The organism is Variovorax sp. Varisp41 (assembly GCF_047325085.1).
Lineage (GTDB): Bacteria > Pseudomonadota > Gammaproteobacteria > Burkholderiales > Burkholderiaceae_C > Variovorax.
The window spans coordinates 506889-528139 of the sequence record NZ_CP168541.1 but is presented as its reverse complement, the minus strand read 5'-3'; the positions used below and the strand labels follow the sequence as shown (position 1 = coordinate 528139).

At 70.6% G+C, this 21251-nt stretch carries 22 protein-coding genes; 11 read left to right on the top strand and 11 right to left on the bottom strand.

The window, feature by feature from the left end; all coding sequences use genetic code 11:
* Nucleotides 1–3: 3 nt before the first annotated feature.
* Nucleotides 4–1188: an acyl-CoA dehydrogenase family protein gene (locus tag ACEN9J_RS33580; protein ID WP_413765442.1), complete on the bottom strand. Its 1185-nt coding sequence runs from the start codon at nt 1186–1188 to the stop codon at nt 4–6.
* Nucleotides 1189–1446: 258 nt separating this feature from the next.
* Between ACEN9J_RS33580 and ACEN9J_RS33575 the strand changes: the two genes are divergently transcribed.
* Nucleotides 1447–3438 carry a hypothetical protein gene (locus ACEN9J_RS33575; protein WP_413765441.1) on the top strand — a complete coding sequence of 664 codons (1992 nt, stop codon included), beginning with the start codon at nt 1447–1449 and terminating at the stop codon, nt 3436–3438.
* Here ACEN9J_RS33575 and ACEN9J_RS33570 read toward each other — a convergent pair.
* The 6 genes from ACEN9J_RS33570 to ACEN9J_RS33545 all read right to left on the bottom strand — a co-directional run bounded on the left by ACEN9J_RS33570 (nt 3428) and on the right by ACEN9J_RS33545 (nt 9632).
* A complete protein-coding gene (locus ACEN9J_RS33570; RefSeq protein WP_413765440.1) occupies nt 3428–3853 on the bottom strand; it encodes a hypothetical protein in 426 nt (141 codons plus the stop codon). The two genes, ACEN9J_RS33575 and ACEN9J_RS33570, sit on opposite strands and share 11 nt — an antisense overlap.
* A 186-nt stretch (nt 3854–4039) precedes the next feature.
* Nucleotides 4040–4936, bottom strand: a complete 897-nt coding sequence (locus ACEN9J_RS33565) for a LysR substrate-binding domain-containing protein (RefSeq protein ID WP_413765439.1) — start codon at nt 4934–4936, stop codon at nt 4040–4042.
* A 3-nt stretch (nt 4937–4939) separates the two neighbouring features.
* Entirely contained in the window at nt 4940–6403 is a 1464-nt protein-coding gene (locus ACEN9J_RS33560; protein WP_413765438.1) for an efflux transporter outer membrane subunit, read from the bottom strand.
* Nucleotides 6400–7362 (bottom strand): biotin/lipoyl-binding protein, encoded by a 963-nt coding sequence (locus ACEN9J_RS33555; RefSeq protein WP_413765437.1) that lies wholly within the window; start codon nt 7360–7362, stop codon nt 6400–6402. Before ACEN9J_RS33555 ends, ACEN9J_RS33560 begins: the two co-directional genes overlap by 4 nt.
* Nucleotides 7363–7407: 45 nt before the next feature.
* Complete coding sequence (locus ACEN9J_RS33550; protein WP_057594640.1) at nt 7408–7614, bottom strand: DUF1656 domain-containing protein; 207 nt, start codon at nt 7612–7614, stop codon at nt 7408–7410.
* Nucleotides 7611–9632 (bottom strand): FUSC family protein, encoded by a 2022-nt coding sequence (locus tag ACEN9J_RS33545; protein ID WP_413765436.1) that lies wholly within the window; start codon nt 9630–9632, stop codon nt 7611–7613. The genes ACEN9J_RS33550 and ACEN9J_RS33545 overlap by 4 nt, the downstream gene beginning before the upstream one ends.
* A gap of 153 nt (nt 9633–9785) precedes the next feature.
* Here ACEN9J_RS33545 and ACEN9J_RS33540 point away from each other — a divergent pair, with 153 nt between their 5' ends.
* Nucleotides 9786–10580, top strand: a complete 795-nt coding sequence (locus tag ACEN9J_RS33540) for an AraC family transcriptional regulator (protein ID WP_057594647.1) — start codon at nt 9786–9788, stop codon at nt 10578–10580.
* A 54-nt stretch (nt 10581–10634) separates the two neighbouring features.
* Nucleotides 10635–11552 carry a DMT family transporter gene (locus ACEN9J_RS33535; protein ID WP_296723371.1) on the top strand — a complete coding sequence of 306 codons (918 nt, stop codon included), beginning with the start codon at nt 10635–10637 and terminating at the stop codon, nt 11550–11552.
* On the opposite strand, the gene ACEN9J_RS33530 is transcribed toward ACEN9J_RS33535, so the two are convergent.
* Together ACEN9J_RS33530 and ACEN9J_RS33525 are read right to left on the bottom strand one after the other, a co-directional pair.
* The gene (locus ACEN9J_RS33530; RefSeq protein ID WP_413765435.1) at nt 11547–12731 is read right to left on the bottom strand and encodes an MFS transporter; all 1185 of its coding nucleotides are present in this window, start codon (nt 12729–12731) and stop codon (nt 11547–11549) included. The two genes, ACEN9J_RS33535 and ACEN9J_RS33530, sit on opposite strands and share 6 nt — an antisense overlap.
* A 10-nt stretch (nt 12732–12741) precedes the next feature.
* Nucleotides 12742–13575 carry an isocitrate lyase/PEP mutase family protein gene (locus tag ACEN9J_RS33525; protein ID WP_413765434.1) on the bottom strand — a complete coding sequence of 278 codons (834 nt, stop codon included), beginning with the start codon at nt 13573–13575 and terminating at the stop codon, nt 12742–12744.
* Nucleotides 13576–13689: 114 nt separating this feature from the next.
* Between ACEN9J_RS33525 and ACEN9J_RS33520 the strand changes: the two genes are divergently transcribed.
* Entirely contained in the window at nt 13690–14637 is a 948-nt protein-coding gene (locus ACEN9J_RS33520) for a GlxA family transcriptional regulator (RefSeq protein WP_057593004.1), read from the top strand.
* Nucleotides 14638–14658: 21 nt separating this feature from the next.
* On the opposite strand, the gene ACEN9J_RS33515 is transcribed toward ACEN9J_RS33520, so the two are convergent.
* Nucleotides 14659–15033 carry a nuclear transport factor 2 family protein gene (locus ACEN9J_RS33515; protein WP_057593005.1) on the bottom strand — a complete coding sequence of 125 codons (375 nt, stop codon included), beginning with the start codon at nt 15031–15033 and terminating at the stop codon, nt 14659–14661.
* Nucleotides 15034–15136: 103 nt separating this feature from the next.
* Between ACEN9J_RS33515 and ACEN9J_RS33510 the strand changes: the two genes are divergently transcribed.
* From ACEN9J_RS33510 to ACEN9J_RS33480, 7 genes are all read left to right on the top strand, one after another.
* Nucleotides 15137–16078: a LysR family transcriptional regulator gene (locus ACEN9J_RS33510; protein ID WP_413765433.1), complete on the top strand. Its 942-nt coding sequence runs from the start codon at nt 15137–15139 to the stop codon at nt 16076–16078.
* A gap of 249 nt (nt 16079–16327) precedes the next feature.
* The gene (locus tag ACEN9J_RS33505; protein ID WP_413765432.1) at nt 16328–16798 is read left to right on the top strand and encodes a PA2169 family four-helix-bundle protein; all 471 of its coding nucleotides are present in this window, start codon (nt 16328–16330) and stop codon (nt 16796–16798) included.
* A 2-nt stretch (nt 16799–16800) separates the two neighbouring features.
* Nucleotides 16801–17007 (top strand): hypothetical protein, encoded by a 207-nt coding sequence (locus ACEN9J_RS33500; RefSeq protein WP_413765431.1) that lies wholly within the window; start codon nt 16801–16803, stop codon nt 17005–17007.
* A gap of 19 nt (nt 17008–17026) precedes the next feature.
* A complete protein-coding gene (locus ACEN9J_RS33495) occupies nt 17027–17209 on the top strand; it encodes a DUF3606 domain-containing protein (RefSeq protein ID WP_296723326.1) in 183 nt (60 codons plus the stop codon).
* On the top strand, nt 17206–17523 hold the full coding sequence (locus ACEN9J_RS33490) for a hypothetical protein (protein ID WP_413765430.1): 318 nt from the start codon (nt 17206–17208) through the stop codon (nt 17521–17523). The genes ACEN9J_RS33495 and ACEN9J_RS33490 overlap by 4 nt, the downstream gene beginning before the upstream one ends.
* Nucleotides 17520–18392: an SDR family oxidoreductase gene (locus tag ACEN9J_RS33485; protein WP_413765429.1), complete on the top strand. Its 873-nt coding sequence runs from the start codon at nt 17520–17522 to the stop codon at nt 18390–18392. Before ACEN9J_RS33490 ends, ACEN9J_RS33485 begins: the two co-directional genes overlap by 4 nt.
* A gap of 113 nt (nt 18393–18505) precedes the next feature.
* On the top strand, nt 18506–19768 hold the full coding sequence (locus tag ACEN9J_RS33480) for a putative Na+/H+ antiporter (RefSeq protein ID WP_413765428.1): 1263 nt from the start codon (nt 18506–18508) through the stop codon (nt 19766–19768).
* Between the two features lie 4 nt (nt 19769–19772).
* Here the strand turns inward: ACEN9J_RS33480 and ACEN9J_RS33475 are convergent, their stop codons facing one another.
* A complete protein-coding gene (locus tag ACEN9J_RS33475) occupies nt 19773–21251 on the bottom strand; it encodes an aldehyde dehydrogenase (protein WP_413765427.1) in 1479 nt (492 codons plus the stop codon).

Here is a 21251-nt window from a genome sequence, read left to right as displayed (position 1 = left end):
GGCCTATCCCAGGATCGTCTTGGAAAGAATGTCCTTCTGGACTTCGCTCGTGCCGCCGTAGATGCTGGCGGCGCGGCTGTAGAAGTAGCGCATCGCGAGCGGCCCGGCCCAGTGCTCGGCGCCGGGCCCGTCGTGCGCGCGGCGCTCCATCGCCGCGGGACCGGCGATGCGCTGCAGCAGCTGCGCGATCTCCTGCTGCAGCTCGGTGCCCTTGAGCTTGAGCACGGAAGCGAAGCCCGGATTCTTCCGCGCCGTGTCGTTCGACAGCAGGAAGCGCCAGTTCGTGACCTCGAGCGCGCGGATCTCGGCGTCGAGCACGGCCATCTCGGCGCGCAGCCGCGGGCTGTCGAGCAGCGGTCGGCCGGCCTGCGTGAGGCGGCCGGCCAGCTCGCGCGCATAGTCCAGCCGCTCGCGGCACAGGCCCACGTTGGCGATGCCGGTGCGCTCGTTCATCAGCAGGTACTTGGCGCAGTCCCAGCCGCGGCCTTCCTCGCCCACGAGGTTGCCGACCGGCACGCGCACCGCGTCGAAGAAGACCTCGTTGAGATGGTGCTGGCCGTCGATCGAGGTGATCGGGCGGATCGTGATGCCCGGGCTGCGCAGGTCGATCAGCAGGAAGGAGATGCCGTGCTGCTTGCTGCCCGTGCCATCGGTGCGCACCAGCGCGAACACCCAGTCGGCCAGGTGCGCGGTGGTGGTCCAGATCTTCTGGCCGTCGACGACGTAGTGTTCGTCCTCGCCTTCGCCTTCCCGCCTGGCCGAAGTGCGCAGCGAGGCCAGGTCGGAGCCCGAGCCCGGCTCGGAGAAGCCCTGGCAGAACCAGAGGTCGAGGTTCGCGAGCTTGGGCATGAAGAAGCGCTTCTGCGCCTCGGTGCCGAACTTCAGCAGCACCGGCCCGAGCATGCCCACGTTGAACACCTGCGGCAGCGGCGCGGGCGCGCGGAACAGCTCGTCGAGCAGGATCAGCCGCTCGGCCTGTCCGAGCTCGGCGCCGCCGTACTCACGCGGCCAGTGCGGCGCCGCCCAGCCTCTCTCGTTGAGGATGCGCTGCCAGGCGACGGTGTCCTGCTTGCGCGGCGGATGGCCCAGGCGCAGGCGTTCGCGGATCTCGGCGGGCAGCCGGTCCTCGATGAACTGGCGGACCTCGCGGCGGAAAGCGGCTTGGTCGGGGGGCGTGTGTAGGTCCATCGGGCGGGTGGCGGGCTGGGAGTTGGCTTGGGGAATCATATGCCTGACTTTCTATTGGATCAACCATTGCCTTTCTAGCCCGGCTGAAAAGCATCCAATGAGTGTTATGTCAAATCAAATCGACAAAAGACGATGCAGCCGCGGCCCTCGATTTACCAGTTCTCGGGGATTGGCTCTCGAGGCGGAGCTCCCTAGGATCGCCCGTTTTCCCGACCCTGCCCCGCGATCGCCATGTCGTGCCACCGGGCTCATCGTTTCATGCAACAGCACACGCCCGCGGCCATCCCCGCCCCTGTTTCGTCAACCCACAGCACCGGCTCGCTTCGGGCCGTCGCACGCCGCAGCTGCGCACTGCTGGTGCTGCTGCTGGCCGCTTGCGGCGGTGGTGGAGGCAGCGGTGGCGGCGCGTTCGCACTGCCGCCCGTCGGCCCCGCGACGACGCCGACGGAGCCCTCCGCGCCGACGGAGCCTTCGGTGCCGACGGAGCCTTCCGTGCCGGAGCCGCCCCCGCCGCTCACCATCGGGGGAACGGTCACCGGATTGAAGGGCCACGGGCTCGTGCTGGCGAACAACGACGACACGCTGGCGGTGTCGGCCGATGGTGCCTTCACCTTTTCCACCGCGCTGGCGCAAGGCGCGACCTACGCGGTGAGCGTGCGGTCCCAGCCCGGCGGACCTTCCCAGGTCTGCACGGTCAACGGCGGCACGGGCACCGTGGCCGATACGGCGGTCACCGGGGTGAAGGTGCTGTGTGCCACGCAGTCGTACACGGTGGGCGGCACGGTCGGCGGACTGGCCGGCACGGGCCTGGTGCTGCAGAACAATGCGGGGGACGATCTGCCCGTCGCGGCCAACGGCAGCTTCGTGTTTCCGGTCGCGGTGGCCAGCGGCGCCGCCTATGCGGTGACCGTGAAGACGCAGCCCGGCGGACCGACCCAGCTGTGCTCGGTGGCGCAGGGCAGCGGCACCATCGACGCGGACGACGTGGCTTCGGTGCAGGTGGTCTGCGCCACCCGCACCCGTGCGGTGAACGTCACGGTGAGCGGTCTCGACGGACAGGGCCTGGTGCTGCAGAACAATTCGGGCGACGACCTGGCCGTCGGCGCCAATGGCAAGCGCCAGTTCGCGACCTCCGTCGCCGAAGGGAGCACGTATGCCGTGACGGTGAAATCCCAGCCGCGCATGTACACCCAGTTCTGCACCGTCGACCGGGGCAATGGCACGGTCGCCGCGGCGGACATCGACGATGTGAGCGTGGCCTGCGCCACTCCCGCGACGCGCAGCGTCTACGTGTCCTCCTTGCTCGGCTCCAGCATTCCCATGCTCATGCGCTATAGCGCCGCCGACCTGACGGCACAGGCATCGACCATCGCGCCCGCCACCTTCGTGTCGTTCGCGGCCGATCCGAAGGGGCGTCTCGTGTTCGGCGGGAGCGACAGCGGTCGGGTGTATGCCATCCGGCAAGGCGATGGCATCGATACGATGAGCTCCGCAACCTTGGGCGCCCGCGGAGCTGTCGCGGTGGGCATGCATCCCAGCGGCGACTATCTCTATGTCGTCGCGAACGGCGACGGCCTGCTGAGCACGTATGCCGTGCCCCCGGCCACGCCCGCGGCACCGGGCGTTCTTCAGCAGAAATTCCTCTCGGGCGCCAGCGGTACCTCCCCGCTGCCGCTGCCGCTGGCGGTGGATCCGCTGGGGCGCTTCGTGTTCGTCGGCACCAGCGGCCAGGGCATCCAGACGCTGCCGATCCGCGCGGATGGCACGCTGGATGACCCGGTCCGGCAAGCAACAACAGACGTGGTATCGGTCGTGGTCCACCCTTCCGGCGCCTACCTCTATGCCATCGGCACGGATGGCATGTTGCGGACCTACTCGATCCATGCGTCGACCGGCGCCCTCACGCAGACGGCCCTGACGGTGGCCGGCCTGGGAGTGGATGGGTCGACCTCCCTGGCCATCGACGGCAGGGGCCGCATGCTCAGCCTGGTCGATACGGTCAACCAGTTGCAATACACGCGGGCGATCACCGACATGGCCACCGGCGCACTGGGGACGCCCTTCCCGATCCACGGCCTGATCAATCCTGTGGCCACCGCCTTCGACCCTTCGAGCGACGGCGTGAACTTTCTCGTGGGCTCCCTCAACCTCTTCCGCCGCACCATCGACCCCGCCCAGGCCAGCTACGCGAACACGCTGACCACGCAGGTCGGGCCCGCGATCAGGGCGATGGTGCTGCTCAATCGCTGAGAGGCCCGCGGACGTTCGTGCGGCAGGCGTCGAGCGGGTTCACGCGCGCCTCCAGCTTGCGCGCCCGGCTCGACCGAACGGGTCGGCGACCCGGCGCTTCCCCGAGAATGCCCGGCTGCTGACGCTGCGCGTGCGTCAGCGCGGAGAGTCCTTCGGCCGTGACTTCGAGAACGACCGCGCGTGCGATCACGAGCTCGCCGGTGCGCTCCCTGCGCGGCGGGTCGAAGCGTGCCTTCACGAGGCCGGCAGCCTCCAGCGAGAGGAGCTGTTCGATCTCGTCGGGGGAGGTCGATTCGGCGGGCAGGCGCCGCTGCCAGAAGGACGCCAGCAGCCTCATGCTGTCCAGCACGCGAAGCTGCCGCTCGTTGAGGATCTTTCGACGCATCGCTACCGTCTCCTGGCTGAAGTCGAACATTGGCGCCCCGAAACGACTTTATGGAACGAGGAACATGCCCTGCTCGTAGGCGCTTTTCCGATCACGCCGCCATCCATGTGCCTTGCAGGGGGCCGTGCGAATCGGCGCGCCACGACGTGAGAGCGTCCAGCCAGGCCAGCCCAGCCCAGGTTCAGGGCAAGCTTCGACGGATCGCCGGTGCCCGCATCAGCGCACGGAGAGATCCCCGGCGCTCGACGTGAGGAAGTCCAGGAATGCCCGCAGTGCCGCGCTCTTGTGATTGCGATGCGCGTAGGTCGCATACAGCCAGATCGTCGGGGGCATCGCATCTTTCAGCACGGGCACCAATGCACCCGAGCCCAGGTGCGCGCGCGCCAGCACCTCGGGCACGCAGGTGACGCCGAGCCCTTTCACCGCCAGTGCGATCAGCGGTGCGGCATCGTCCGCATCGAGGCGGCTGCGCACGGGCACGTGGTGCGTCTTGCCATCGATCAGGAAGGGCAGCCGGGGCGACGCGTCCCACAGCGAGAAGGTCAGCAGTTCGTGCCGGGCCAGGTCCTCGGGCTTCGACGGCATGCCCTTGCGGGCCCAGTATTGCGGCGATGCGCAGAGCACCAGCGGCACGGGCCGAAGCTTGCGCACCACGACGTCCCTGGCCTCGATCGGCCCGATGCGCAAGGCGACATCGATGCCTCCCATCACCAGGTCGTCGTCGCGATTGCTCAGGTGGATGCTCACGTGCACGTCGGGGTGGTCGGTGATGAAGTCCTCGATCTGCCAGCCCAGCAGGCTCAGCGACAGGCCGTGCGGTGCCGCGACCCTCAGGCGTCCGCGCGGATGCGCCGCGAAGTCCGACAGTTCCGTGCTCAGCTCCTGGAGCAGGCCGAACAGAGGCGCCAGCCGCCGCGCGAGCGTCTGCCCGGCGTCGGTCGGCGTGACCGAACGCGTCGAGCGGTTCAGCAGCCGCACGCCCACGCCCTTCTCGAGCTGGGCCACGATCTTGGTGACGCTGGCCTTGGAAATTCCCAATGCGATGCCCGCGCGCGTGAAGCTCTTGCGGGCGACGACTTCGGCGAAGACCTTGAGCTGCTGCAAGTCTTCCATGGGCTATGGCGCCACGCCGGCGAGCAGGTCCCGCCCCTGGCCTTCCCAGCCGCCGCCGAGCGTCATGAACACGGCGAACTGGTCGTCCGCGAGCCGGGCTTCCGATGCCGCGAGGGCCGCCTCGCTGGCCGCCAGCGTGCGCATGGCATCGAGCGCATCGAGTTGCGCGGTCTTGCCGCTGACGTAGAGCGTGCGTGCCTGTGCCGCCACGACGGCGCTCTGGTCGCGGGCGGCCGCGAGGGCGGCGTGCCGCTCCAGTTCGCGCGCGTAGGACTCGAGGGCGCTCTCGACCTCGCGCAGCGCCGTGAGCACGGTGGCATCGAAGCGCGCGGCGGCCTGCCGCGTGGCGGCTTCGGCCTGCGCGATGCGCGCGCGGGCCACGCCGTTGGTGGGCAGCGTCCAGCTGATCAGCGGCCCCAGGCTGTAGCTGAACGACTCGCGGTTGCCGAACCGGTCCATGAAGCCGGCCGAGCTGGCCGACAGGCCGAGCACGACCTTGGGATAGAGCTCGGCCGTCGCCACGCCGATGCGGGCGGTGGCGGCCGCGAGGCTGCGCTCGGCCTGTCGCACGTCGGGCCGGCGACGCAACAGGCTTGCACCATCGCCCACGGGCAACGGGCCCGCCACGCGCGGCGGGCTGTCGCATGCGGCCACCTGGGCCGGGAAGTCGCGCGGGGCCGCGCCGGTCAGCGTGGCCAGCCGATACAGCGCGTTCTGGCGCTGCGCCCGCAGCGGCGGCAGCGAGGCGCGCAGCAGTTCGAGCTGGCCGCGTGCGCGCGCGGTGTCGATGGCCCCTACCCTGCCGCCCTGCTGCAGCCGTTGCGCGAGCTGCACGGCCTCTTCCTGCAGCCGCACCGATTCGCGGGCGCTGCGCAGACGCAAGCCGGTGGCGCAGGCCTCGGCATAGGCCCGGGCCGTGCCGCCGGCGACGTTGACGCGCACCAGGTCGACGGCCGCCCGCGCCGCGCCGCTGCCGGCTTCGGCCGCCTCGATGGCGCGGCGCAACTGGCCGAACAGGTCGAGCTGGTAGGACAGGTTCGCGCCCACGCCATAGGTGAAGCGGCTCGGCGGCTCGTAGTCCTTCTGCACGAGCGTGAGCCCCGAGACATGGCCGAAGCCGGGGCCGCCGTTCAGGGCCAGCGTCGGCTGCTGCGGCCCGCGCACCTCGGCTTCGAGCGCCTGGTCGCGCTCGAGGCTGGCCATGGCCTGCCGCAGGTCGGCGTTGTGCGCCAGGGCCCGGGCGACCAGTGCGTCGAGTTGCGGGTCCTCGTAGAGATGCCACCAGTTCGGCGGCAGCGCCGCGTCCGTCGCATTACCGCCGGCCGACAGGAACGGCCCCGCGGAGGCCGCCTGCGCGGGCGAGAGCGCGGCCGGCGCGACATAGTCGGGGCCGATGGGCGAATGGGCACAGCCGGCCAGCAGCGCGCCCGCCGCGACGGTGGCCAGGTGTCGGTGAAGGTGCGTCATCCTCGTGGCTCCGCACGGCGCGCGGCGGCGGCCGTCTCTGGCGCCGCCGAGGCCCCGAGCACCTGCACCGTGACCGTCTGGCCCGTGACCAGCCGTGTGCCCGCCGGCAGCGCGTCCAGCTTCACGCGCACGGGCACGCGCTGCGCGAGCCGCACCCAGTTGAAGGTCGGGTTCACGCTGGGAAGCAGGTTGGCGCCGGTGCTGCGATCGCGATCGGCGATGCCGGCCGCGATGCTCTCCACGCTGCCTTCGAGCGCGCCGGCGTCGATGGGCGTCACGCGCACCCGGTCGCCCAGGTGGATGCGCGGCAGCTTGTTCTCCTCGAAATAGCCTTCGACGTAGACCGACCCCGCATCCACCAGTGCCATCACCGGATGGCCGGCGCTCGCGTAGGCGCCCTGCCGCAGGTCGAGGTTGGTCACGAGGCCGTCGGCGGGCGCATGCACCTGTGTGCGGCGCTGGTTCAGCCGCGCGGTGTCCAGCGCGACCTGCGCCTGGCGCAGCGCCACCTCGGCCGCGCGCAGGGTGCCGTTCGCCTGGTCCAGCCGCAGGCGCGACTGCTCGCGAAGCTCCCGCGAGACCAGCTCGGCCAGGCCCGTGTTGCGGTCGTTCTCGCGCCGTGCCTGCGCGATGAGGATGCGCTGGTTGTCGAGCGCGACGGCCTGCGCGGCGACGGCCGCTTCGGCCTGCTGCACGGCCAGTTCGAAGCGGGCCTTGTCCAGCGAGAACAGCGGCGCGCCGGCGGCGACGAACTGGTTGTCGCGCACCGCGACCTCGGTCACCAGGCCGGACACGTCGGGCGCGACCTGCACGACCTCGGCGCGCACGCGTCCGTTGCGGGTCCAGGGGGCCAGCTCGTAGTGGTCCCACAGTTGCCAGGCGGAGCCGCAGGCGGCGGCGACGACCGCCAGGGTGAGGAGCGCGCGGGCGCCCGGTCGGGCCCATGCAGGAAAGGACATGGCGTCAGGTCTCATGAAAAGGCAATGGAATGCGAAGCGCGGAAATCAGGTGGCGAAGGCGCCGGTGAAACGGGCCAGGGCATGAAGCAGCAGCACGTACACCGCCAGGTCGAACAGGGCCGGGTGCCACACCCAGCGGTAGACGCCGGCCAGCGCCAGCAGGCGGCGCAGCGCCCAGGAACACGCCAGCGCGCCGCCGGCCAGCAGCATCAGGCCCGGCAGGTACACGCCGTGGAAACTCGTTTCGATCATGGGTGGAGCGTGCCGTCGGCCGCCGGAAAGAGGTTGCGTCGAAGGCCCACGAGGGCCGCGATGGCGGGCGGCGCGGCACCACCGTGCAGCGCGTCGAGCAGCAGGCGGTCGATCTGCGGCAGCAGCGGTTCATCGCGCCGTGGCGCTCCCGCGGCCCGGGCGCGAAAGACCCGGGCCGAGTCCGCGAGCAGGCGGCCGAGGGCTCCGGCGGGGAGGCAGCGGCGCCACTGTTGCAGGGTCGCGATGTCGGCACCCGTGCGCAGCTCGCGCAGCGCCAGCCGCGCGTGGGCCCGGGCTTCCTCGCCCGCGCCCGGTGCCGTGCGCGGTGCGAGCAGCGCGATACGGTCCAGCATCCGGCCCGCATAGGCGTCGCGCGCGGATGCGCCCCGCGGGCGAGCCGCGAGCTCGGCCAGGTCGAGCGAGGTCGCGCGCCGTAGGCGCCGGGCGCTCCAGTCGCTGCCCACGCTGCGCACCAATGCGGTGACACGCGCCGCGGCCACCCCGCCCAGGATCAGCGCGAGGTTCGAGTTGAGCAGGCTCGGCAGGTCCGCGCTGGCGGTGTCCTGCAAGGCGAGCGTGCCGGCCACGCCGAAGAACAGGCCCAGTGCCGCGAGCGAACTGGCGGGCCGCGCGATGTAGCAGCCGACCAGCAGGAAGAACGGCGCGATGCACAGCGCCAGCATGCCGAAGTCGCGCGCCAGCGGCATCACCACCAGCACGCAGAACACCGACACCGGCAAGGACCACAGCAAGGCGACGACGAACTTGTGCATGGCGGGCACCGGATCGTCCATCGTCGCGAAGAAGCTGCTGAAGACGGCCGCCGACATCGCCGCGGCCGACCCCGAGGGCCATGCCGTGGCGATCCAGGCCGCGCAGCATGCGCAGGTGGCCAGCACGGCCGTCGCCGCCGAGCGCAGTGCCAGGCCCCGGTCCCGATGCAGCACCTTCTGGCCGAGTGCCGCGCTGCGCCGCGGCGGCATCGCGCCGCCGGCGAGGCCGGCGTCGATGTCGGCGCGCAGCCCGACGCAGGCCCGCCACTCGAACACCAGTTCCTCGAGCCGTACGGCGAGGTCGATGCGCAGCGCGCGGATCCAGGGCGACGCCGCCGGCCCATCCGCCAGGGCCTGGAACGCGGCGCGTGCTTCGTCCATGGACGCGGCCGGCTGCCCCGCTCCCGGCGGCGCCATCGAGCCCGCGTGCCGCTCGAGCGCCGAGACGATGTCTTCCGGCACCTCGCCCTCGGCGGCCTTCAACGCCTCGAGCCGGTCCTCGATCGCCGACAGCGTGGGCGCGAGCGCCGAGAGGCGGTCCTGCATGGCGCGAATGGCGCCCGCGGTCCAGCGCAGGTTGCCGGTGTCGAAGGGCACATGGGTCGACAGCAGGCGCAGCTGCGTGATGTCCAGCGCGAGCCGCTGGCGGTCCGCGGCCATGCGCATGCCGTCAGCGTGCCCGTCGCCGAGCAGGTCGTTCATCCAGCGGCGCGCGTCGCCGAGCGCGCGGTCCATCAGGGCCAGCAGCGACGGCGCCAGGCTGGCCGGCAGCACGAGACCGTGGACCAGGCTGGCGCACAGGATGCCGAGTCCGATCTCCTGCACCCGCGCCACGGCCGTGTCGAACATGGCCGCGGGCGCTTCCACCAGCGGGAAGCCGATGAGCGTGGCCGAGTAGCCCGCGAGCAGGAAGACATAGGAGCGCGCGCTGCGGTCCAGCAGCGAGAGGTAGAGGCACAGCCCGGTCCACAGCGCGAGCGCCAGGGTCAGCAGCTCGGGCGCGGCCGACAGCGCGGGGACCAGCACCACGGTGGCCGCGCAGCCGAGCACGGTCCCCACGAAGCGATGGAGCGCCTTGGAGCGCACCTGGCCCGCGAGCGGATGCGCCACGATGTACGCGGTCATGAAGGCCCAGAAGGGCCGCGGCAGGCCGGCGCGGCAGGCCAGGTAGAGCGCGAGCATGGCGCCTGCGAAGCTCTTGAGGGAGAAGAGCATCTCCTGGCGAGAGAAGCGGATCCGTTGCATGCGTCGATGCTAGGCAGCGCCGTGCGTGTCGGAAATTGCAATCCCGGCCGAACGATTTCTCTTTTCGGCCATGGCGCGGGCGGCGTCCCTTCCGTGCGGAGCCCGCGGCCGGCGGGCGAGAATGGCCGGCTCGCAGCAACCCTCATGGAGACCATGCAACGCCTCGAGGTCGTCCCCGAAGGCCTGGACTACCCGCTCACCGTGCCCGTCATGGCGCTTCGCGTGGACGTCGAGGCGCGTGCGCGCGAGATCCCGGTCCATCAGCACCAGATGGGGCAGCTCGTCATCGCGCTGCGCGGTGCCGTGTCGTGCGAGGTGCCGGGCGCGCTGTGGATGGTGCCGCCGCAGGCGGGCGTATGGATTCCGGGCGGCACGCCGCACAGCAACCACGGCACGGCGAACGCGCTGATCTTCTACCTGTTCGTCGCGCCGGGCGCGGGCGCATTGCCGACCAGGTGCTGCACCCTGGCCATCAGCACCATGCTGAGCGAGATGATCCAGCACCTGGCCGGCCTGGCGCCGACCTACGAGCCCGGCAGCGCCACGGACCGGTTCGCGCATGTGGTGCTCGACCAGCTCGGCGCGATGCCGAACGAGGACTTCTCGCTGCCGATGCCGCAGGATGCGCGGTTGCGCAGGATCTCGCGCGCCATCTCGCTCGACCCTTCGGATCGCCGGACCCTGCAGGACTGGGCCGCCGAGACCGGCACCAGCGAGCGCACCCTGACCCGGCTGTGCACGGCGCAGACCGGCCTGAGCTTCGGCCGCTGGCGGCGCCAGCTGCACATGATCGTGGCGCTGCGCGAACTGTCGGGTGGCGCGACCGTGCAGCAGGTGGCCTATGGCCTGGGGTACGAGTCGCCGTCCGCCTTCATCACGATGTTCAAGAAGGCCTTCGGCAAACCGCCGGCCACCTACATCGCCGAGCGGTTCAAGGTGGGCCCTTGATCCGCGCGCCCTGCCCCGGCAGGCAGAATGCGGCAGGAGCGAGACAACCCACCCATGCAATCGACCGGAACCCTGCGCGGCATCGCCGCGATGCTGCTGGCCTGCGCCTTCTTTGCCTGCATGGACGCGCTGCTCAAGACCCTGGCCGGCCACTATCCGCCCGCGCAGGTGATGGCGCTGCGCGGCCTGACGGCCCTGCCGCTGGTGTGCCTCTACGTCGCCTGGCGCCGCGAGGCCGCCGGCGTCTTCAACCGCCGGCTGCGCTGGCGCCTGCACCTGCTGCGCGCCGTGCTGAACATGGCGATGCTCATGCTCTTCGTCCATGGCCTCAAGACCCTGGGCCTGGCCGAGGCCTACACCCTCACCTTCATCGCGCCGCTGCTGATGGTGCTGATCGCCGTGCCGATGCTGGGCGAGTCGATCCACGCGCGGCACTGGGTCGCCATCGGGCTGGGCTTTGCGGGCGTGGTGATCGCGCTGCGGCCCGAGCAGGGCGCCTTCCTCTCGATGGGCGCGATCGCGATCCTGGTGGCCGCGGTCTGCTATGCGCTGTCGAACATGCTGGGCCGGCTCATCAGCCGCACCGAACCGAGTGCCGCGCTGGTGTTCTGGACCACCGTCGGCATGGCCGTGGGCGGCAGCCTGCTGGCGGCGCCGCAATGGGTGCCGATCCGCGCCGAGCACGCATGGATGCTCGCGGGCCTGGCCCTCAGCGGCTTCCTGGGGCAGCTGGCCATCGCCGAGGCGTTCCGCCACGGCCAGGCCGCCGCCATCGCGCCCTTCGAGTACAGCGCCCTGGCCTGGGCCCTGCTGCTCGACTGGCTGTTCTGGCAGGCCGTGCCCGACGCCTGGACGCTGGGCGGCGGCGCGCTGATCGTCGCGAGCGGCCTCTGGCTGGCGCGCAGCGAGGCATCGAGGTCGGCCCGGAACAAGCAGCGGCCGGCCGCCCCCGTGACGCGCTCGTCCTCATGAGCGCGCCGGCAGCGCGGCGCCCGAAGCCGCCTGCGCGCGGTGGCCGGCGATCCGGCGCCCGGCCATGTGCGAGCTAAAGATCGCCAGCATGAAGACGCCCACGCTCAGCAGGCTCAGGCAGTGGGCGCCGAGCAGATGGATGCCCACGGCGCCGAGGATGCCGGCCGTCGTGACGCCGAGGTAGGTCGCCGCGGTGTTCAGGCCCAGCAGCACCGGCGCGATGGCCGGCGCGACGTTGACGAGCCGGTACTGTTGCGGCCCCTGGATGCCCCAGCCCGTCGCACCCCAGATGGCGACCGCCACCACGGCGGGCCATAGCGAAGCGCTGGTCCAGGGCAGGAAGGCCATGTCCACCGCCTGCGCCACGAGCACCGCGAACATGACCGTCGTCGGAGAAGTCCGGTCCAGCACGCGCGCCAGCGCGATGTTGGTGAGCGTTCCGCTCGCACCCCAGACCACCAGCAGCGCGCCGAACACGAGGGAGTTGACCAGCACGCGATCGAACACCACCGAGAAGTAGACGTAGACCAGGAAATTGCCCGCCATGCCCAGGTAGGTGGTCAGCAGGGTCCAGCCGATGCGCGAATCCTTCAGCGGCGCCAGGCGTGCCATGAGGCCGATCCTAGGCGCCAGCGGCACCCGCTCGAGCAGCACCAGGATGCCCAGGCCCGCCGCCAGCCCCACGGCCGCGACGAAGTACATCGTCCAGCGCCAGTCGCCGAGCCCGCCGAGCACCGTGCCGATCGGCGAGCCCAGCGCCGTGGCCGCCGTCAGGCCCGCCACGATCACGGCGATCGCCTGGCCGCGGCGGTTCGGCTCCACGATGCTCGCGCCCGTCCCGGTCGCGGTCGGCGAGTACATGGCCGCGCCCAGCCCGGCGAACACGCGCGAGGCCAGCGCGAGCGCGAAGGTGGGCGCGAGCGCGGTGGCGAGGTTCGCGAGCACGAAGATGCCCAGGCCCGCCAGCATCAGCCGTTTGCGCGGCACGTTGCCCGCGATGGCGGCAATGGTCGGCGCCAGCAGCGCGTAGGAGATCGCATAGAGCGTCGTCAACTGGCCGGCCACGGCGATGTCGACGTCGAAGGCATGCGCCAGTTGCGGCAGGATGCCGGCCACCACGAAGGTGTCGGTGCCGAGCGCGAACATGCCGAGCGCCAGCACGAGCAATCGCTTGTCCATGGCTTTTCCTTCAGCGCGCCGCGGCGAAGAGTTGCTGCATCTCCGCGAACGGCTTCGCGCCGGCCGAGAGCGGATCCGAATGGCCGGTCTCGAGGAAGCTCCTGGCGGCGCGCTCGGCCTGTCCCCAGATCCACTGCGGTATGGCCGAGCCCGCGCTGAGGCGCCGTACGCCGAACCTGGACAGCTCGGCCGCCGCGGGCAGGCCGCCCCAGGCCATCACGTTCAGCGGCAGCCGCGTGGCGAGGGCGACGTCCTCGATCTCGGTCGGCTCGCGCAGGCCCGGCACGAACAGGCCGTCGGCGCCGGCTTGCGCATACAGCCCCGCGCGCCGGATCGTTTCCTCCACCCGCTGCGAGGGCTCCGCGAGCCCGGCAAGGATCACGTCGGTGCGCGCGTTCACGAACAGGTCGGTGTTCGTGCGGTGCAGGAATGCCTTGATCGCCTCGATCTTGGCCGCCAGGGTCTCCGGCGCGTCGCGCCCGTCCTCGATGTTGATGCCGGTCACCCCGAGGTCGAGCAGCCGCCGCACGAACTCGACGACGGCCTTCGGGTCGTCCGAATAGCCGTTCTCGATGTCGACCGACAGCGGCACCGTGAGCACCCGCGCGATGCGGGCGACCGCGCCCACGGCTTCGTCGACCGGCAGTTCCCGGCCATCCGCGCAGCCCAGCGACCAGGCGAGGCCCGCGCTGGTGGTGGCGATGGCCGCGGCGCCGGCGCTCTCGAAGAGCCGTGCCGAGACCGCGTCCCAGGCGTTGGGCAGCACCAGCGGCGTGGCGGCGTGGTGAAGCTGGCGGAAATGCGCGGCCGTGTTCTTCGGCTTGTCGCGGTTCGGATGGGTCATTGCGTGCTCCTGGAGTGGGCCCCTCGCGGGGTGACAGGGGCTCATCTTCGCGATAAACTGCGATGACGTTAAGGTCGGGTTTCCGTCTTTTTGCGCCATCAAAGGAGCTCTCGAATGATTCGTGTCGGCGTGGCGATCTATCCCGGTTTCCAGCTGCTCACTTTGGCGGTCGTCTCGGTGTTCGAGTACGCCAACATGTCGCTTGATGAGCCGCTGTATGCCCACACCCTGCTCTCCGAGCACGGCGGGCCCGTCAGGTCCTCGTGCGGCGTGGAAGTCGGCACGGTGCCGTTCGGCAACGCGCGCTACGACACCGTGCTGGTGGTCGGCGATACGGTCGTGACCGAGGGCTCCCCTGCCCTGCTGGGCTTCCTGCGCAAGTCGGCCCGCCGCGCGCGGCGCCTGGGCGCGGCCTGCACCGGCGCCTTCAATCTCGCGCAGGCCGGGCTGCTCGACGGCAAGCGCGCGACCACCCACTGGGCGCACGTCGTCAAGATGCGGCGCGACCATCCCGAGGTGCTGCTCGAGGAGGACAGCATCTTCGTGCACGACGATGGCGTCTGGACCTCGGCCGGCGCGACCGCCTGCATCGACCTCGGGCTGGCGCTCGTCGAGCAGGACTGCGGCGCCGATGTCGCCAAGCTCGTGGCGAAGCGCATGGTGGTGTATCACCGCCGCACCGGCGGCCAGTCGCAGCATTCCGCGCTGCTCGAGCTGCGCCCGCGCACCGACCGCATCCAGAAGGCGCTCACCTATGCGAAGAGCCATCTGACGAACGAGCTCTCGCTCGAGGAGCTCGCCGAGGCCGCAAACCTCAGCCCGCGCCAGTTCGGCCGCGTGTTCAGGGAGGAGACCGGACAGACGCCGGCCAAGGCCATCGAGCGGCTGCGGACCGAGACGGCGCGGCTGATGATCGAGTCGCAGCTGCTGCCGATCGAGACCGTGGCGCGCGACACCGGCTTCGGCGATCCCGACCGGATGCGCCGGGCCTTCCTGCGGGCCTATGGGCAGCCGCCGCAGGTCATCCGCCGGGCCAATCGGTCGGAGGCGCGGCGTGCTTGAGGCCGGCGGCCGGCATGCGCTTCAGTCGAAGGTCCGCGCCACGAAGGACGACTTGTTCGTGATCGACCAACGCCCCTCCACCTCGTGCATCACGAAGTGATCGTTGAACAGCTTCTGGCCGATCCGCACCTTCACGGTGGCCGTCGAAAGGCTGTCCGAGATGTGCGTCATCGACAGGATCGCCTCCTCGCGAGGTGCGTCCATCGAGCGGGGGCTCGGCCTGCCATGGATGAGCGCCGCATACTCCGGCGCCGACAGGGTCTGCAACTGGCCGTCCTGGAGCCACTGGACGAGGCAGGACGGATGAAAGACCTGGTGGAAGTCGCGGCTCTTCGGCTCGTGGGCGAGGTTGAAATAGTCGTCGATCAGGGCGGCGACGGCGTGGGTCTGGGTCATTGCTAACTCTCTGCGAGGGATGGAAGCTTCGTATGGTGAAAGCTCCTCCCTCGCCCGGCTACGGCGAATCGGGCATCGCAGCCATTACAGGAAGACATGGATCATGGAAGACCTCGATGGAGGACTCGTCGGCGGCTTGCTGGTGCTGGCCGCGGTCGCCGAATGCAGGAGCTTCAGCGGCGCCGCATCGCGCCTGGGCCGGACGCAGCCCGCGGTGAGCCGCGCCATCCAGCGGCTGGAAGACCGGCTGCGCGCGAAGCTCGTGCATCGCACCAGCCGGCAGGTCGAGGTGACGGATGCGGGGCATGCGCTGCTGGCGAAGGTGCTGCCCCTGCTTCAAGGCATCGAAGAGGCGACGGTCGGCGCGTCGGACCAGACTTCGGTCGTCAACGGAACGCTGCGCGTGGCGTGCGATGCGGTGTTCGCCCGCCTCGTGCTGGCACCGGAACTGGCCGAATTCCTCAAGCGCCATCCCGCGCTCCAGTTGAAGCTGGAGACGCGCAACGATCTCCCGGACCTGGTCGGCGACGGATTCGACCTCGCCATCCGGTTCGGAGCGCCATCGGTGTCGACGCTGGTCTGCCGCAGGCTCTACAGCCCGCGGATCCTGACCGTGGCCGCGCCCGCCTACCTCGAGCAACGCGGCCGGCCGCGGTCGCCGCAGGACCTGGTCGACGGCGGCCACGAATGCATCCATGCCATCGACCCATCCACCGGCCGGCTCTTCGACTGGGAGTTCTGGCGCGGCGACGAGAAGCTGAAGGTGGCCGTGCGCGGCAGCCTGACGGTCACCGATGCGGGCACCAAGATCGGCGCCTGCCTCGCGGGCTACGGCATTGCGCAGGTGATCGACCTCGGCATCGAGACGCACCTGCGCGCGGGCACGCTGGTGCCGGTGCTGACGGACTGGCCCGACGAGACCTTTCCGCTCTACGTCTACTACCCGGGCCGGGAACACGTGCCGGCCAAGGTCAGGGCGTTCATCGACTTCGTCGTGCGCATGATGCCGGGGGCGCAATCCGGAGAGCACGCGCGCTCGGCCTGATTTGAACGCATGTCCGCCATCTCCTGGTCGAAGCCGAATCCTTGCCCCCTGCTTCGGGTTCTCGGCCTCGCACCGTGCGGCAGGCGTAGGCGCGTTTCCGTTTCCCGCGACGTCCATGCGCCCTGCGCCGTTCCTGGCGCCGTCGGCGCGCCACGACGAGTTGGCGCGGCGGGCACCTACAAGCCGGTCCGGCTCGGCGCGTCACCGTGAGCCCTCGATCAGCCGACCAACCCAACCAGGAGCCACACCATGTCCACCGCATCCATCACCAGCGACGAAGTCCTGTCGATCCTCAACGACCTGCTCGAGAACTCCCGCGATGGCGAGTACGGCTTTCGCGCTTGCGCCGACGAGGTGGAGGACGCCCGGATCAAGCAGGTCTTCGCGAACCGCTCGGCCCAGTGCGCCGCGGCCGCCGCCGAACTGGCGACGCTGATCCGCTCGCTCGGCGGCGAAGCCGACAAGGGCGGCAGCGTCAGCGGCGCGCTGCATCGCGGCTGGGTCCATGTGAAGGGCACGCTGGGTGCGGACAGCGCCCTGTCGATGCTCGAGGAGTGCGAACGCGGCGAGGACTCGGCCGTTGCGCGCTACCGCAAGGCGCTGAAGAACGACCTGCCCGCCGAAGTGCTCGCCGTCGTGCAGCGGCAGGCCGATGGCGCCCAGCGCAACCACGACCAGATCCGCGACCTGCGCGACCAGTACAAGACCAGGAAGGGCTGAGCATGACCACGCGCAAACCCATGTCGCCCGTGAACATCGAGCAGAACCGCGAGGTCGGCATCGACACGCCGCTGGACGGCAGCCGCATGGGCCGCGAGGCCGACAAGCCCTCGGGCGACCCGGGCGAGCGCGGGCACGATGCGCCGGCGCCCGATGCCGAGCGCGCGAGGCGGCCCGCGGACGCCGGGCGCAACGGCGAGAAGGCCTAGACATTCCACAGGAGGTCCCATGGCAGACGATCCCAAGAAGACCGCGCTCGATCGCAAGCTCATCGCGCTGCACGAACCCCACGAAGTCCGGTCATGGACCGAGAGCCTGGGCTGCACCGAGACGCAACTGCGCGACGCGGTGAAAGCCGTCGGCAATTCGGCCGACGAGGTGCGCCAGTACCTGGCCGAGAAACTGAAATGAGCCGCCTTCGGCGAATCGCCGTATTCGTCGAGGAAGTCGGGGCGGGGAACTACCACTGGGTGCTGCACGAGCAAGGCGGCGACGCCAGCGAATGGATCGAGTTGTCCGCCAGTCCGATGGCCTACGACCTGTGGCTCGACGCCTTCGAGGACGGATGCGCCGAACTCGTGCGGATGGTGCCCGACGAGCGCAACGGTCCTCGCGATGCCGGCGAGGACGAGGACGCGCCGCCGGTCGGCCCCATCGGTGGCACCTCCCGCGACGGCGCAGCGGCGAACGCGCCACCGAATCCCCGAACCGAGGACCCGTCATGACCGATCCACGCGAAGCGGCTCCCCAGCCGCCGTTCTCCACCTCTCTGCAGCAACCACCGGGCCTCGAATCCGAGATGTCGCCCCGTCCCGATTTCGGCGAGCACTCCTACGTTGGCGCCGGCAAGCTCCTCGGCAAGGCGGCCCTTATCACGGGCGGCGACAGCGGCATCGGCCGCGCAGTCGCGCTGGCCTTCGCCCGCGAAGGCGCGGACGTGGTGATCTCCTACCTGGCCCAGGAAGAATCCGATGCCCAGGTCACCCGCGGCCTGGTCGAGGGCGCCGGTCGCCGCTGCGTGCTCGCACCCGGCGACATCCGCGAGGAGGCGCAGTGCCAGGCTCTTGTGGCCAGCACGCTCGAACACTTCGGGCGCATCGACGTGCTGGTGAACAACGCCGCCTTCCAGATGTCGCACAAGTCGCTCGAGGAGATCAGCGCCGGAGAGTTCGACCGCACCTTCCGCACCAACGTCTACGCGAATTTCTATCTCTGCAAGGCTGCGGTGCCCCATATGAAGCCCGGCAGCTCGATCATCAGCACCGCCTCGGTCAACGCCGACAAGCCCAACGCCACGCTCGTGGCCTATGCCGCGACCAAGGGCGCGATCCAGAACCTGTCGGGCGGCATGGCGCAACTGCTCGCCGACAAGGGCATTCGCGTGAACTGCGTGGCGCCCGGCCCCTTCTGGACGCCCCTGATTCCCTCGACCCTGCCGGCCGGCAACGTCAGGGAGTTCGGCACGCAGACGCCCATGAAGCGCCCGGGCCAGCCGCGCGAGTTGCAGGCCGTCTACGTGCTGCTGGCCTCCGACGAAGGCAGCTACATCTCGGGGGCGACGATTCCGGTGACGGGCGGCGTGCCGTTCATCTGAGCGGCGGCCCGAACCCATCGGGTAAAATTCCTCCCGGGTGGGCTGCCGTTTCAGGCATTCCAGGATTTGCGCAGGTCGGGCCGCCTCGCGGTTTCGCCTCGTCGAGGAATCCCATGTCCCACACCCCGATCCAGTGGATCGCCGCGGCCATCTTTGCCGTCGCCCTGCTCCACACCTTCAGCGCCAGGCAGTTCGAGCGCCTCTCCCACCGTTATCCACGCCACGCCGGCCTGTTCCACCTGCTCGGCGAGGTCGAGGTCGTGTTCGGCTTCTGGGCCATCGTGCTGGTGGTCTCGATGGCGCTGCTCGCCGGCGGCGGCAGCGCACTCGACTATGCCGAGTCGCGCAACTACACCGAGCCGCTGTTCGTCTTCGTGGTGATGGTGATCGCGGCCTCGCGCCCGGTGCTGCGCACGGCGATGTCGCTGGTCGATGCCCTCGCGCGCCTCGCGCCCGTGCCCACGCCGGGCGCGCGTGCATGGCTCGGTCTCGCGGCGGTGCCGCTGCTCGGCTCGCTGATCACCGAGCCGGCCGCCATGACCATCGCCGCGCTGATGCTCGCGCCGCAGGTCTTCCGGCCGCGCGTGGCGGAGGCCGTGAAGTACCTGGCGCTGGGCGTGCTGTTCGTCAACGTCTCGATCGGCGGCACGCTGACCTCCTATGCCGCGCCGCCGGTGCTGATGGTGGCGACCACCTGGCAATGGGACAGCGCCTTCATGCTCGCCACCTTCGGCTGGAAGGCCGCGCTCGCGGTGCTGCTGAACGCCAGCGTCGCCACCTGGGTGTTGCGCAAGCACCTGCAGCCCGCCGCGGCGGGCGACGCGGGCGCGGCGGCGCGGGAGCGCGTCCCGCTGCCGGTGGTCGCGGTGCACCTGGGCCTGCTCGCGGGCGTGGTACTGTCCGCCCACCATCCCGTGGTGTTCCTCGGCCTGTTCCTGATGTTCCTCGGCTTCACCCAGGCCTACGAGCGCCACCAGAGCCCGCTGATCATCAAGGAGGCGCTGCTCGTGGGCTTCTTCCTCGCGGGCCTGGTCGTGCTGGGCGGCATGCAGCAGTGGTGGCTGCAGCCCATCGTCTCGGCGCTCGCGCCCGTCGCGCTGTTCCTCGGCGCGCTGGGCCTCACCGCGATCACCGACAACGCCGCCCTCACCTACCTGGGCTCGCTGATCGTCGGCATTTCGGACGAATCGAAGTACATGCTGGTCGCGGGCGCCGTGGCCGGCGGCGGTCTGTCGGTGATCGCCAACGCGCCCAATCCCGCGGGCGTGGCGCTGCTCAGGCGCGGCTTCGCCGACGAGACCATCGGCGCGGGCGGCCTGCTGCTCGGGGCGCTCGGGCCTACCGCCGTCGCGGCGGCGGCGTTCCTGTTCCTTTGAGGCCTCAGCGCATCACGAAGGGATTGCCCGTCGCCGCGCCGGCGTTGATCCACACCGACTTGGTCTGCAGGTACTCGCGGACCGCGTCAATGCCGTTCTCGCGGCCCAGGCCCGAGTCCTTGTAGCCGCCGAACGGGGCCATGAAGCTCACGGCGCGGTAGGTGTTGATCCACACCGTGCCGGCCTGCAGCTTCTCGGACATGCGCATCGCGCGGCCGATGTCCTGCGTCCACACCGCCGCCGCGAGGCCGAAGCGCACGTCGTTGGCGATGCGCAGCGCGTCGGCCTCGTCCTCGAAGCGGATCACCGACAGCACGGGACCGAACACCTCCTCCTGGGCGATGCGCATGTCGTTGCGCACGCCCGTGAAGATGGTGGGCTGCACGAACCAGCCCGTGCCGCACTCCGGGCCCGTGCCCTTGGCGCCGCCCAGCACGGCGGTCGCGCCCTCGGCGCGCGCGATGTCGATGTACTCGAGCACCTTGCGGTACTGCGGCGGCGTGGTGATCGGGCCGACCTGGGTGTCGGCGCTCATCGGGTCGCCCATGCGCGCGGTGCGCGCCACCGCCAGCAGGCGCTCGACGAAGGCGTCGTGGACGCTGTCCTGCACCAGCAGGCGCGAGCCGGCGATGCAGGTCTGGCCGGTGGCGGCGAAGATGCCCGAGATCGCGCCGAACGCGGCCTGCTCGAGGTCGGCGTCCTCGAACACCACGTTGGGCGACTTGCCGCCCAGCTCCATGGCCGTGTGCTTCAGGAGGCGCCCGGCCCGCTCGTTGATCAGGCGGCCGGTCGAATCCGAGCCCGTGAAGCTGATCTTGGCCACCAGCGGATGCTCGACCAGCGGCGTGCCCACCTCGGCACCGAAGCCCGTCACCACGTTGAACACGCCCGGAGGAAAGCCGGCCTCCTCGAACAGCTGCGCGAACTCGAGCGTCGAGGCCGAGGTGAACTCGGAGGGCTTGGCCACCACGGTGCAACCCGCCGCCAGCGCCGGCGCCAGCTTCCAGGCCAGCAGCAGCAACGGCGAGTTCCACGGCGTGATGGCCGCCACCACGCCCACGGGCTCGTGGCGCGTGAAGGCGAAGTAGCCCTTCTTGTCGAGCGGCAGCGTGCTGCCCTGCACCTTGTCGGCCAGCCCGCCGTAGTAATAGAACCACTGCGGGATGTAGTCGAGCTGGCCGCGCATCTCCGCGAGCAGCTTGCCGTTGTCGCGGACCTCGGTGGCGGCCAGCCGGGCCGCGTCGCGCGCGATCAGGTCGCCGAGCCTGCGCATCAGCGCGCCGCGCTGCGTCGCGGTCAGTTCCGACCAGGGCCCGCTGGTCAGCGCCTGGTGCGCGGCGCGCACGGCCCGGTCGACGTCCTGCGCGTCGCCGCGCGGGATCTGCGCCCAGCTCTCGCCGGTGAAGGGGTTCTGGGTCTCGAACCAGGTGCCGCCATGCGGCTCGCAGGCGTCGCCGCCGATGTGCAATGAATAGCGTTGCAT